The sequence below is a fragment of the Photobacterium carnosum genome, from assembly GCF_002849605.1.
Taxonomy (GTDB): Bacteria; Pseudomonadota; Gammaproteobacteria; order Enterobacterales; family Vibrionaceae; genus Photobacterium; species Photobacterium carnosum.
The window spans coordinates 1-12,754 of sequence record NZ_NPIB01000028.1 but is presented as its reverse complement, the minus strand read 5'-3'; the positions used below and the strand labels follow the sequence as shown (position 1 = coordinate 12,754).

Genomic DNA, 12,754 nt, shown 5'->3' with positions numbered 1-12,754 from the left:
ATGACGTTGTAATGTCTTTAACTCGCCATCTGGGAGGCGCTATGAGTAGAAGCAGCACAGCCAAAAAACTTGAATCATTGACATTAGATGACAGCATTGAACGTAATAGTTTAGTGGTGTCCACTGATAATAATTCTGATACGTCAGCATCGACAGAAGCTGCTGATATCTCCAAATATGAGACAAGCGCTAAAGTACTTGATGCAACCCAACTTTATCTTGGTGAAATTGGATATTCTCCATTGCTCACTGCCGAAGAAGAAGTGTTGTATGCACGTCGGGCATTACGCGGTGATGAGGTGTCACGTAAACGGATGATTGAAAGTAATCTTCGGTTAGTCGTGAAAATATCCCGTCGTTATAGCAACCGTGGTTTAGCCTTACTTGATTTAGTTGAAGAGGGAAATTTAGGTCTTATTCGTGCAGTTGAAAAATTTGACCCTGAGCGAGGTTTCCGTTTTTCAACTTATGCAACATGGTGGATCCGTCAAACTATTGAACGGGCGATCATGAATCAAACCCGTACTATTCGCTTGCCCATCCATGTTGTGAAAGAGCTTAATGTTTATTTACGTACTGCACGTGAATTAGCACAAAAGCTTGATCATGAGCCAACTGCTGAAGATATTGCACTGCAACTTGAAAAATCCGTTGATGATGTTAACCGTATGCTGCGTCTTAATGAGCGAGTGAGTTCGGTTGATAATCCGATTGGTGGTGATTCTGATAAAGCACTATTAGATATAATCCCCGATGAAAAAGGCGGTAGTCCTGAAACCTCCACTCAAGATGATGACATTAAAAATTCTATTGTTCATTGGTTGCAAGATCTTAACCCTAAACAGCGTGAAGTGCTGGCACGACGATTTGGTTTGTTAGGTTATGAAGCATCGACATTAGAAGATGTTGGTCGTGAAATCGGCTTAACGCGTGAGCGAGTACGTCAGATTCAGGTTGAAGGCTTACGCCGTTTACGTGATATGTTAACCCACCAAGGGTTAAGTATTGAATCGTTATTTAATCAAGAAATGTAGTAATCAATCATCGATAACCGTCTTTTTAATGATCACTTTTACGCTATCGATAATAGAGACTCTTTAATAATAAAAAAGGACGCTAAAGCGTCCTTTTTTAATGGCTGTTATCTGGCCGTGATTACGCTAATAACGCTTTTAGACGATACAGCTCATCTAATGCTTGGCGAGGGGTTAATTCATCAGGATTAACCTTTGCTAATGCTTCTTCGACGTCGCTTGGCTCTGGAATCAAACTTAACTGATGTTCTTCTCGCGGCACTTGCCCTGTGATTTCAGCTGATGGTTGGGCTTTTTGATGCCCCAGCGCCTCTAATTGCTTGAGTTTTATTTTAGCGCGTTTAATTACAGCTTTTGGTACACCCGCTAGGCTAGCAACCGCTAAACCATAAGATTTGCTGGCAGCACCGTCTTGAACGCTATGCATAAATGCAATATTGTCGCCATGCTCAATCGCATCAAGGTGGACATTGGCTAAACCTGAAAGTAATGAAGGTAATTCGGTGAGCTCAAAATAGTGAGTAGCAAATAATGTCATTGCCGCAATTTTATCCGCTAACCATTCTGCACTTGCCCACGCGAGAGAGAGGCCATCATAGGTACTGGTACCACGGCCAATTTCATCCATTAACACTAAACTGTGTTTGGTTGCATTATGGAGAATATTAGCGGTTTCTGTCATTTCGACCATAAAGGTTGAACGACCAGACGCAAGATCATCTGACGCGCCAATACGGGTGAAAATACGATCCAGTGGACCGATAGTTACCGCTTCTGCAGGAACAAAAGATCCAACATGTGCCAGTAAGGCAATCAGTGCAGTTTGGCGCATGTAAGTTGATTTACCGCCCATGTTAGGACCAGTAATAATCAACATACGACGATCTTGATGTAACGTAATTGGATTAGCGATAAACGGTTCACTTAAGACTTGCTCAACCACAGGGTGACGACCCGCAGTAATATTAATCCCTGTTGTCGTCGTCAATTGTGGGCGGCAATAGTTTAAGCTATCAGCACGTTCTGCTAAGTTTGCTAGTACATCTAATTCAGATAAGGCACTTGCTGCTAACTGTAATCGTTCTAAATGCGGTAATAATTGATCAAATAATTCTTCCCACAGCTTTTTCTCAAGCGCTAATGCTTTTGATTTTGAATTTAGCACCTTATCTTCGTGCTCTTTTAATTCAGGAATAATATAGCGTTCAGCATTTTTAAGCGTTTGGCGGCGAATATAGTGATCAGGAACTAAGTGGCTTTGACCACGACTGACCTGAATAAAGAAACCATGAACCTGATTAAAACCTACTTTAAGGCTATCAATATCGTGACGCTCACGTTCGCGAGTTTCAAGGTCGGTTAAATATTGTTTAGCACCATCGGCTAAATCTCGCCATTCATCTAATTCAGCATTATAGCCAGGGGCTAATACACCGCCATCACGAATAATAACCGGTGGGTTTTCAATGATAGCGCGTTCAAGCAATTGGCACAGATCATCCATAGGTGCTGAATCTTGGGCTAATTCACCAATACGTGCTTGTGGAATTTCTGCTAATAATTGTGCCAGCTCAGGTAAGTATTGCATTGCAGTGCGCATACGCGCTAAATCACGAGGTCGAGCTGAGCGTAAAGCTAATCGTGCCACGATACGCTCTAAATCTCCCATATGACGTAAGACACTTGCCATATCGACAAACATGCCACTGTCTTTAAACGCCTCGATAGCATTTAAACGGCCATTTAATTGGTGTTGATCGCGAATGGGTTGATGTAACCAGCGCTTTAGTAAGCGGCTACCCATAGGGGTCGCGGTATGATCGAGTACGGCGGCAAGGGTGTTATCAAAACCACCGGCTAAGTTTTGGGTTAATTCTAAATTACGGCGAGTGGCGGCGTCTAAAATTACTGCATGATCTTGGGTATCGAGGGTGATCGCACGAATATGAGGTAATGCGGTGCGTTGAGTATCTTTGACATATTGCATCAAACAACCAGCAGCACATAAACCAAGATTGGCTTTTTCGACGCCAAAGCCTACTAAATCACGGGTACCAAATTGTAATGTCAGTTGTTGGCGTGCCGTTTCTAATTCAAATTCCCAAATCGGACGACGACGCTTACCTTTGAACGGTTCAACTAAATGTAGATACGTAAAATCTTCAGGATAAAGCAGTTCAGCGGGGCTCGTACGTTGTAGCTCGGCTTGCATTTCTTCTTCAGTTGTCGGCTCGGTTAACATGAAGCGGCCTGAGGTAATATCAAGCGTTGCGTAGCCAAATTTATTATTGGCAGTATAAATAGCAGCAATAAGGTTATCACGACGTTCGTTCAGTAAAGCTTCATCACTGACGGTACCTGGGGTGACGATACGTACAACTTTCCGCTCTACAGGGCCTTTGCTGGTGGCTGGATCGCCAATTTGCTCACAAATAGCAACGGATACCCCTTGTTGAACCAATTTAGCCAAGTAGCCTTCAACTGCATGGTAAGGTACTCCAGCCATTGGTATTGGTTCACCATTGGTCGCGCCACGTTTTGTCAGAGAGATATCAAGTAATTGTGAAGCTCGCTTGGCATCATCAAAAAACATCTCATAGAAGTCGCCCATGCGGTAGAACAATAAAATATCAGGGTTTTCAGCTTTGATCCGAAGGAACTGCTGCATCATAGGAGTATGTTTTTCTAAGCCTTTTATCGTCACGATATTGCCTACTCTTGCTGGTTCAACGTCGGCTACTTGGAATAGCTCGACCAATAAAATAATAGAGTCTAAGGATACGTGAATCAGCGGATCGGTCAAAGTAGCCATTGAACTTTTTTTATCATCTTTGCAATGGTATTGAACAAGCGTAAAGTTAGCTTACATACATCAATGTATTAAAAGACAATAAATAGAAACCAGCTTGGAGGCATTAATGGTAAATATTGAACAATTGGCTTATGAACTTGGTGAAGCATTAAATACTAAGCAGTGGGTCGCAACGACGGCTGAGTCTTGTACTGGTGGCGGGGTTTCATTTGCTATTACCGATATTTCAGGAAGCTCGGCATGGTTTAACCGTGCATTTATTACTTATAGCAATGAAGCTAAGAAGCAAATGCTTAGTGTAAGTGAACAAGCTCTGACAGAATTTGGTGCGGTAAGTGAGGCGGTTGTTTTTGAAATGGCTTGCGGTGCTTTAGCGGCTTCACGTGCAGATATTAGTGTCGCTATCAGTGGTATTGCTGGTCCTGATGGTGGTAGTGAAGATAAACCTGTAGGTACAGTATGGTTTGCTTGGGCTGATGCAACCGGATGGCAGCAGACACAATGTTGTTTATTCAGTGGTTCACGCCAACAGGTTAGACAACAAGCAATAGCGGAAGCGTTATCGGGTTTGATTACTCGAGTAAACAAGGTAATAGAAGAGTGATCTCTTTTATAAAGATCGCATTTAACAAAAAAAATTAAACCAGAACTAGACACTGTATGAATAGACAGTATACTAAGTCTCATATCCAGATCAGTAACTTTATTTTAGCATCCGTTGGAGAGTCAAATGGACGACAACAAGCAGAAGGCTCTTGCCGCAGCGTTAGGCCAGATTGAGAAGCAGTTCGGTAAAGGTTCAATTATGAAATTGGGCGATAATAAAACAATGGATATCGAAACTATTTCGACAGGTTCATTGTCCCTTGATATCGCGCTAGGTGCTGGTGGTTTACCAATGGGACGTATCGTAGAAATCTACGGTCCAGAATCATCAGGTAAAACAACACTGACACTTGAAGTTATCGCATCAGCTCAGAAAAATGGTAAAACCTGTGCTTTTATTGATGCTGAGCACGCTCTTGATCCCGTTTATGCAGGAAAGCTAGGCGTTGATATTAATGAATTATTAGTGTCGCAACCTGATACTGGTGAGCAGGCTCTAGAAATTGTTGATGCACTTGCACGTTCAGGTGCCGTTGATGTAATTGTTATTGACTCCGTTGCAGCCCTAACACCAAAAGCTGAAATCGAAGGCGAAATGGGTGACTCTCATATGGGTCTGCAAGCACGTATGTTATCGCAAGCAATGCGTAAATTAACGGGTAACCTTAAACAGTCTAACTGTATGTGTATCTTCATTAACCAGATTCGTATGAAGATTGGTGTGATGTTTGGTAATCCAGAAACCACAACCGGTGGTAATGCACTGAAGTTCTATGCTTCTGTTCGTCTTGATATTCGTCGTACTGGCGCAATCAAAGATGGTGATGAGGTTGTTGGTAACGAGACTCGTATTAAAGTCGTTAAGAACAAAATTGCTGCACCGTTTAAGCAAGCTGAAACCCAAATTCTATATGGCCAAGGTTTTAACCGTAATGGTGAATTGGTTGACCTTGGTGTAAAAAATAAATTAGTTGAAAAAGCGGGTGCTTGGTATAGCTACCAAGGCAATAAAATTGGTCAAGGTAAAGCAAACTCTTGTAAATACTTAGTTGAAAATCCTGCGATTGCTGCTGAGATTGAAAAGAAACTGCGTGATTTACTGTTAGCACCTGTTGTTGCTGAAACTGACACAAAAGATGCCGCAAAAAAAGATGCTGAAGATGGTGAAGCTTTTTAATTAAAGTCGAATCAATCTCATTTATATTGTACATCTATAATTAACCCAGCCTTCGTGCTGGGTTTTTTTATGGCTTTATTTTAAGTGCTGATTATATTGAAAAGGGCTAATTTAATTGACAAATTTACCGTATTTTCTGCTTTAATATGTCAGATTATAGTTTTAACTTTATATTTATTTGTTATTGAATTGAGTTATCGTATTTATTAGGTAGGCATATTTGCAATGAAAAAACACGTATCGTTGATACGTTGGATGGGACAAACTATTCGACGATTTACTAAGTGGCTTTACACTCTTCGCCATATTTTTGTGGCTTTGTTTGTTTTAGGTAATAGTGGTCTTATTTTTCATACGATTTATGGCTTACCTATTAACTTATGGACGTTGTTTAATGTTAGCGATTATGATCAAATAAATGCCAGTTTTTTGACTAATGCACCTTATTTTATGTTAGGTGTGTTTATCGTCATGAGTTCGGTAGGACTCTTTTTTAGAGCACGAATTTCATGGATGATCAGTTTTACATTAATGTTGATCAATATTTTTTATACCGCCCATATTCATCCGCAACAAACGCATAATATTCACTATGGTATTGCGTCATTAATTTTATTATTTATGGTGCGCAAATACTTTTCTAAAAGCAGTGTTGCCGCCGGTAGTATCTTTGCGTTAATCAGTGTGATTACTTTATTGTTAACCTCCACCTATGGTGCGCTGTATTTTGGTGATGGTTTTAACCCGAAGATCACCAGTTTATTGACCGCGTTTTATTATGCGATAGAAACCATGTCTACTGTTGGCTATGGTGATATTGTTCCTATTTCTGAACCTGCGCGATTATTTACTATTTCGGTTATAGTGTCTGGTATTACCGTCTTTGCCACATCGGCAACGTCAGTGTTAGGTCCTGTTGTTCATAGTGGTTTTGAGCGACTTGTTAAAGGGAATAGTAAAAAAATGGATCGTACAAATCATTTTATAATTTGTGGCTTATCAAGCCTTGCCATTAATACCATCAAGCAATTAACGGAGCGTAAGCAGCCCATTACGGTTATTGTTTCACCGCGAATACAACAAGCAGCTAAAGATCAATTAGAAGGGCTTGATGTGGTGATTGGTGATTGGTGATTATAGTGATGGTGCTATTTTAACCCAAGCTGGCGTTATGAATGCTAAAGCGGTACTTGCGCTGAGTGATGATGATGCCGATAACGCGTTTATTGTATTATCTGCAATTGAATTAGCCAGTTCTGCACGTACTGTGGCATTGGTGAACGAAAGTAAAAATATTAATAAAGTAAAAAGTGTTAATCCTGACATTGTAATTTCACCGCAACAGTTTGCGAGTGATATTCTGGCTCGATTATTAAATGGCGAAAGTATCGATAGTGATTCGATTGTGGCGTCGCTATTGCATTCAGTACAAGGGCTATCAGAAAAAGAAATTAAGAAATAATATTACTGTACGGCGTGCGCCGGGGGATTATTTGATACATTTTGCCACATATCATTTCCCGTAATAGCTACCGTTGTTTTACAATAGCCCCCAAAAAATTTATCTTAGCTTTATTATTAGATGGTGATTGTTCATTGTTCCTTATGGTTTAAGGGGTGAACAGTTATCGAAGAAAATCGCCATGAGGTGTTTTTCTGTCCTTCTATTCCAAGTATTAATTCAGGATTTGCCTATGTACATGAGCACTGATGAGATTCGCCGCGCGTATCTTGCATTTTTCGAGAGCAAAGGCCACCAGATCGTGGACAGCTCATCTCTTGTACCTGCGAATGACCCAACGTTGTTATTCACTAACGCAGGTATGAACCAGTTTAAAGATACATTCCTAGGTCTTGAGAAGCGTAACTATACACGTGCAACAAGCGCTCAGCGTTGTGTTCGTGCGGGTGGTAAACATAACGACCTTGAAAATGTTGGCTTTACTGCTCGTCACCATACTTTCTTTGAAATGTTAGGTAACTTCAGTTTTGGCGATTACTTCAAGCATGATGCTATTGGTTATGCATGGGAGTTTCTGACAAAAGAGCTTAAACTTGCTGAAGATCGTTTAGTTGTTACTATCTATGAAAGTGATGATGAAGCGTTTGAAATCTGGAATAAAGAAATTGGTATTCCAGCTGATCGCATTGTTCGTATTGGTGATAATAAAGGTGCACCATTTGCTTCAGATAACTTCTGGCAAATGGGTGATACTGGTCCTTGTGGTCCATGTTCTGAGATTTTCTATGATCACGGTGATCACATCTGGGGTGGCCGTCCAGGTACACCAGAAGAAGATGGCGATCGCTTTATTGAGATCTGGAATAACGTATTTATGCAGTTCAACCGTCAAGCTGACGGTACAATGGAACCGCTACCTAAGCCTTCTGTTGATACAGGCATGGGTATTGAGCGTATTGCTGCAATTATGCAAGGCGTACACTCAAACTACGAAATCGATATTTTCAAAACCTTAATTAAAGAAGCCGCTGCTGTTATTGGTTATGACGATCTTTCTAACCAATCATTACGTGTTGTTGCTGACCATATCCGTTCTTGTGCTTACTTGATTGCTGACGGTGTTATGCCTTCAAATGAAGGCCGTGGTTATGTATTACGTCGTATTATTCGTCGTGCAGTACGTCACGGTAACAAGCTAGGCGCACAAGGCGTATTCTTCTACAAACTTGTTGGTCCATTAGCTGAGATCATGGGTTCTGCGGGTGAAGATCTAAAAGCACAGCAAGAGCTAGTAGAGAAAGTGTTAAAGATTGAAGAAGATAACTTCAGTCGTACGCTTGATCGTGGTCTAACGATTCTTAATGAAGCATTAGACAACATCGACGGTAATGTACTTGATGGTGAAACAGTATTTAAACTTTATGATACTTACGGTTTCCCTGCTGACTTAACTAACGACGTTGCTCGTGAGCGTGGTTTCTCAATCGATGAAGATGGTTTTGAAACAGCAATGGCAGCTCAACGTCAACGTGCGCGTGACGCGGGTAACTTTGGTGTTGATTACAATGACGTAATCAAAGTTGATGCTGAAACAACGTTCTGTGGTTACAGCGCGACGGATGGCGAAGGTGTGATTGTTGCGTTATACCGCGATGGTAATGCTGTTGACACCATTAATGCTGGCGAAGATGCATTGGTTGTATTATCAAATACACCATTTTATGCAGAATCAGGCGGTCAATGTGGTGACAGTGGCCTACTAACGGCTGAAGGCGTGGTGTTTAACGTTGCAGATACACAGAAGTTTGGCGCGGCATCTGGCCATAAAGGTCAATTAGTTGAAGGCTCATTAACGGTTGGTCAACAATTGACTGCTGCTGTTGATTCAGAGCGTCGTCAAGCGATTAGTTCAAACCACTCTGCAACTCACTTAATGCACGCTGCACTGCGTACTATTTTAGGTGATCACGTTGGCCAGAAAGGTTCATTAGTAAAAGCGGATAGTCTTCGTTTTGACTTCTCAAACCTAGAAGCAGTTAAACCTGAACAGTTACGTGCTGTTGAGAATATGGTTAACGAACAAATTCGTGCTAACCATAGTATTGATACTAACATCATGGATATCGACACGGCGAAAGCAAACGGTGCAATGGCATTGTTTGGTGAGAAGTACGATGATGAAGTACGTGTATTGAGCATGGGGGACTTCTCAACTGAGCTTTGTGGTGGTGTTCACGCAACACGTACAGGTGATATCGGTCTGTTTAAGATCCTATCTGAAAGTGGTATCGCTGCGGGTATTCGCCGTATTGAAGCGGTTACTGGTGCTGGCGCGATTGCGGCAATGCACACTGAAGATATGATGCTAGCGAAAACTGCTCGTTTAGTGAAATCTGACGTGGCTTCTGTTGTTAGCAAAGTGGATGCGTTAGTGACCCACAGCAAACAACTAGAAAAAGAAATTCAACAATTGAAAGATAAGCTAGCGGCACAAGAAGGTGCGGGTCTTATTAATCAAGTGCAAGAAATTAACGGCGTTAAAGTATTAATTGCGAAGCTTGATGGTGCTGATAACAAAGCATTACGTGGCATGGTTGATGAGTTAAAAAATCAGCTAGGTAGCGGTGTGGTGTTATTAGGTAATGTTAGCGAAGGTAAAGTCGGTTTAATTGCTGGTGTAACTAAAGATTTAATTGGCAAAGTAAAAGCGGGTGAGTTAGTTAATTTGGTGGCATTGCAAGTTGGTGGTAAGGGCGGCGGTCGTCCTGATATGGCACAAGCTGGCGGTACTGACGCAGCAGCATTGCCTGCGGCATTAGAGACTGTTGCACCATGGCTAGCTGACAAACTGTAATCACTGGAGAGGTAATGTGGCACTATTAGTGCAGAAATTTGGTGGTACGTCAGTTGGTAGTATTGAACGGATAGAAGCTGTTGCTGAGCGAGTAATAAAAGCTCGCCAGTGTGGCCACCAAGTTGTTGTTGTATTGTCTGCAATGGCCGGTGAGACTAATCGGTTATTGGGCCTAGCTAAGCAAATTGATGCGATACCCACCCCTCGCGAGTTAGATGTTTTACTCGCAGCTGGTGAGCAAGTGTCAATTGCCTTATTGGCTATGGCGTTGAATAAGCGAGGCCATAGCGCAACCTCTTTGACGGCAGATCAAGTTGTTATTCATACCGATAGCAATTTTAATAATGCCACAATCAATGAGGTTGAAACCCATAATATGACCACATTACTTAGCCAAGGCAGCATTGTTGTCGTGGCTGGTTTTCAAGGGCGTGATATTGATGGCAATATCACAACCTTGGGACGTGGCGGGTCAGATACCACTGCGGTTGCTATTGCTAGTGCTCTTAATGCAGATGAATGTCAGATTTTTACAGATGTTGACGGAGTGTATTCTACTGATCCAAGAATTGTACCAAGTGCGGCTCGTTTAGATGTTATTCACTTTGATTACATGACTTGCATGGCGCGCCTAGGGGCAAAAGTGCTACAATTACAGTCTGTAGAGTATGCGTGCCAGCATCGCGTTCCATTACGTGTTCTTTCTTCATTTGAAGAAGGGCAGGGAACGTTAGTGAATTTTGATGTAATGAATAATCAGAACATCATTGGCGTTGCGCTTCAAAGGCAGCAAGTTTTAGTTAATATTATGCTACCAACGGCTGTTCTTAATGAACAGTTGGACCTCTATGGTTTGACAGCTTGGAATTTATCAACTAATTCTAGTGATGAGATGTCACAAATCGTTATTTCTAATGATGATTTAGCTCGTTTAAGGCTAGTGTTTAATAACAAAATGCGCCATATTGGTATGGTCTCTATACTTTCCTTGATTGGAAAGGATATTCAGCAACATTTGGAGTCTATCCAAATGGTTCTGCATGAGGCTGGCATTACAGTGCATACATATCAGGGCGATAATAAGTGTTTATCTTTATTGATTAATGAAGATGATCATCTTGTTGCTGTTGATTTAATCCATGAAAAATTTGTGGTCGATGGCCAGTGTTTAGGTAATCTATCGCATCTTGCTGTTTCTTGAGCCACGGCTATTTACGAAATTGTGAATTTTATTGGATAAAACGTTAAATTCTTATAAGACAGAGATTACTCAAGGAGCACTCGAATGCTAATTTTAACACGTCGTGTAGGTGAAACTCTAATGATTGGTGACGAAGTAACTGTCACTGTTCTTGGTGTTAAAGGAAATCAGGTACGTATTGGTGTTAACGCACCTAAAGAAATATCTGTTCACCGTGAAGAAATATACATGCGAATTCAAGCAGAAAAAGAAGCTGGTACTCCGAGTACTGGTAACTACTAATTCGAAGAGGGCTAGGATAATTATCCTGGCCTTTTTTGTGCCTGTAGAAAAGTAACATCCTATAAGTTGTAATTAAATCTATTCCAAAGATGCTGTTTTTTAGGTTTGTCTTTGAATGGATTATTAGTCTGATAAAGTGAATATTTCCATGCCCACGTTGCATTAATTATCGCATTGCTTACTAAGTGTTCATTCGTGCGGCGAGTATTGGTTTTTTGCAATAAAGTGTTTGACTTATTTTGGGCTAACAGTAATATGTGCCTCCACAACACGGTGAGGTGGCCGAGAGGCTGAAGGCGCTCCCCTGCTAAGGGAGTATATGGTTTATCCCGTATCGAGGGTTCGAATCCCTCCTTCACCGCCATTATTTTTTAATGGATATTGTGACGCTTTCTTGTTGATTTAATTATCTTAATTTGGGATAATGAAACGGTAATAAAGCACAGTGCGCGCGTAGCTCAGCTGGATAGAGTACTTGGCTACGAACCAGGCGGTCGGAGGTTCGAATCCTCCCGCGCGCACCATTATTTAAGCAATGAGTATTGTTAGCCTTTAGCAGCTAATGTTACTTGTTACTTGCACCGAATTGTGTGGTGAGGTGGCCGAGAGGCTGAAGGCGCTCCCCTGCTAAGGGAGTATACGGTTTATCCCGTATCGAGGGTTCGAATCCCTCCTTCACCGCCATTCTTTATTGATGGCAACGATGTTGATATCAATATGGTGTTTTCTTTAGCAAGAAACACCCAGTGCGCGCGTAGCTCAGCTGGATAGAGTACTTGGCTACGAACCAGGCGGTCGGAGGTTCGAATCCTCCCGCGCGCACCATTATTTAAGCAATAGGTTAATTGTGATTATTAACGTGTTACTTATACCAATTTGTGTGGTGAGGTGGCCGAGAGGCTGAAGGCGCTCCCCTGCTAAGGGAGTATATGGTTTATCCCGTATCGAGGGTTCGAATCCCTCCTTCACCGCCATTCTTTGTTTTTTCTAAAGATTATCGAAAGGTAAGATTTGGCGATTGCATAATTCCTTTTATAGCTAAAAGGAATGGTTTCTGGGAATAAATTCCTAATTAAAGAAACCCAGTGCGCGCGTAGCTCAGCTGGATAGAGTACTTGGCTACGAACCAGGCGGTCGGAGGTTCGAATCCTCCCGCGCGCACCATCATTTAAAAGCAGCAGACCTCAATGTTTGTTGTTGTAACAGAATTAGTGCGCGCGTAGCTCAGCTGGATAGAGTACTTGGCTACGAACCAGGCGGTCGGAGGTTCGAATCCTCCCGCGCGCACCATCATTTAAAAGCAGCAGACCTCAATGTTTGTTGTTG

The 12,754-nt window shown here is 41.8% G+C and carries 9 protein-coding genes and 7 tRNA genes; 15 read left to right on the top strand and 1 reads right to left on the bottom strand.

The window, feature by feature from the left end; translation table 11 throughout:
- The first annotated feature begins 41 nt into the window (after nucleotides 1-41).
- A complete protein-coding gene (gene rpoS, locus CIK00_RS17730; protein ID WP_101769957.1) occupies nucleotides 42-1,034 on the top strand; it encodes an RNA polymerase sigma factor RpoS in 993 nt (330 codons plus the stop codon).
- Between the two features lie 121 nt (nucleotides 1,035-1,155).
- Here rpoS and mutS read toward each other — a convergent pair whose 3' ends face one another.
- Entirely contained in the window at nucleotides 1,156-3,738 is a 2,583-nt protein-coding gene (mutS, locus tag CIK00_RS17725; RefSeq protein WP_101770005.1) for a DNA mismatch repair protein MutS, read from the bottom strand.
- Between the two features lie 214 nt (nucleotides 3,739-3,952).
- Here mutS and pncC point away from each other — a divergent pair, with 214 nt between their 5' ends.
- From pncC to CIK00_RS17660, 14 genes are all read left to right on the top strand, one after another.
- Entirely contained in the window at nucleotides 3,953-4,450 is a 498-nt protein-coding gene (gene pncC, locus CIK00_RS17720; protein WP_101769956.1) for a nicotinamide-nucleotide amidase, read from the top strand.
- Nucleotides 4,451-4,576: 126 nt separating this feature from the next.
- Nucleotides 4,577-5,629 (top strand): recombinase RecA, encoded by a 1,053-nt coding sequence (gene recA / locus CIK00_RS17715; RefSeq protein WP_101769955.1) that lies wholly within the window; start codon nucleotides 4,577-4,579, stop codon nucleotides 5,627-5,629.
- A 225-nt stretch (nucleotides 5,630-5,854) separates the two neighbouring features.
- A complete protein-coding gene (locus CIK00_RS17710) occupies nucleotides 5,855-6,763 on the top strand; it encodes an ion channel (RefSeq protein ID WP_233426576.1) in 909 nt (302 codons plus the stop codon).
- On the top strand, nucleotides 6,753-7,091 hold the full coding sequence (locus CIK00_RS21565) for an NAD-binding protein (protein ID WP_233426575.1): 339 nt from the start codon (nucleotides 6,753-6,755) through the stop codon (nucleotides 7,089-7,091). Before CIK00_RS17710 ends, CIK00_RS21565 begins: the two co-directional genes overlap by 11 nt.
- 232 nt (nucleotides 7,092-7,323) lie before the next feature.
- Nucleotides 7,324-9,945, top strand: coding sequence for an alanine--tRNA ligase (gene alaS, locus CIK00_RS17705; RefSeq protein ID WP_101769954.1), 2,622 nt, complete (start codon nucleotides 7,324-7,326; stop codon nucleotides 9,943-9,945).
- A gap of 16 nt (nucleotides 9,946-9,961) precedes the next feature.
- Nucleotides 9,962-11,146, top strand: coding sequence for an aspartate kinase (locus tag CIK00_RS17700; RefSeq protein WP_101769953.1), 1,185 nt, complete (start codon nucleotides 9,962-9,964; stop codon nucleotides 11,144-11,146).
- Nucleotides 11,147-11,230: 84 nt separating this feature from the next.
- Nucleotides 11,231-11,428 carry a carbon storage regulator CsrA gene (gene csrA, locus CIK00_RS17695; protein ID WP_101769952.1) on the top strand — a complete coding sequence of 66 codons (198 nt, stop codon included), beginning with the start codon at nucleotides 11,231-11,233 and terminating at the stop codon, nucleotides 11,426-11,428.
- Between the two features lie 272 nt (nucleotides 11,429-11,700).
- A tRNA-Ser gene (locus CIK00_RS17690) sits at nucleotides 11,701-11,792 on the top strand.
- An 83-nt stretch (nucleotides 11,793-11,875) separates the two neighbouring features.
- Nucleotides 11,876-11,952: transfer RNA gene (locus tag CIK00_RS17685), tRNA-Arg, on the top strand.
- A gap of 68 nt (nucleotides 11,953-12,020) precedes the next feature.
- Nucleotides 12,021-12,112, top strand: a tRNA-Ser gene (locus tag CIK00_RS17680).
- A 64-nt stretch (nucleotides 12,113-12,176) separates the two neighbouring features.
- A tRNA-Arg gene (locus tag CIK00_RS17675) sits at nucleotides 12,177-12,253 on the top strand.
- A 57-nt stretch (nucleotides 12,254-12,310) separates the two neighbouring features.
- Nucleotides 12,311-12,402: transfer RNA gene (locus CIK00_RS17670), tRNA-Ser, on the top strand.
- Nucleotides 12,403-12,515: 113 nt separating this feature from the next.
- Nucleotides 12,516-12,592: transfer RNA gene (locus CIK00_RS17665), tRNA-Arg, on the top strand.
- Between the two features lie 49 nt (nucleotides 12,593-12,641).
- A tRNA-Arg gene (locus tag CIK00_RS17660) sits at nucleotides 12,642-12,718 on the top strand.
- Nucleotides 12,719-12,754 lie beyond the last annotated feature (36 nt).

What these genes read in the sequence shown, in the direction of transcription:
- rpoS (WP_101769957.1), top strand. Translation starts at nt 42, where the DNA reads ATGAGTAGAAGCAGCACAGCCAAAAAACTTGAATCATTGACATTAGAT.
- pncC (WP_101769956.1), top strand. Translation starts at nt 3,953, where the DNA reads ATGGTAAATATTGAACAATTGGCTTATGAACTTGGTGAAGCATTAAAT.
- recA (WP_101769955.1), top strand. Translation starts at nt 4,577, where the DNA reads ATGGACGACAACAAGCAGAAGGCTCTTGCCGCAGCGTTAGGCCAGATT.
- CIK00_RS17710 (WP_233426576.1), top strand. Translation starts at nt 5,855, where the DNA reads ATGAAAAAACACGTATCGTTGATACGTTGGATGGGACAAACTATTCGA.
- alaS (WP_101769954.1), top strand. Translation starts at nt 7,324, where the DNA reads ATGTACATGAGCACTGATGAGATTCGCCGCGCGTATCTTGCATTTTTC.
- csrA (WP_101769952.1), top strand. Translation starts at nt 11,231, where the DNA reads ATGCTAATTTTAACACGTCGTGTAGGTGAAACTCTAATGATTGGTGAC.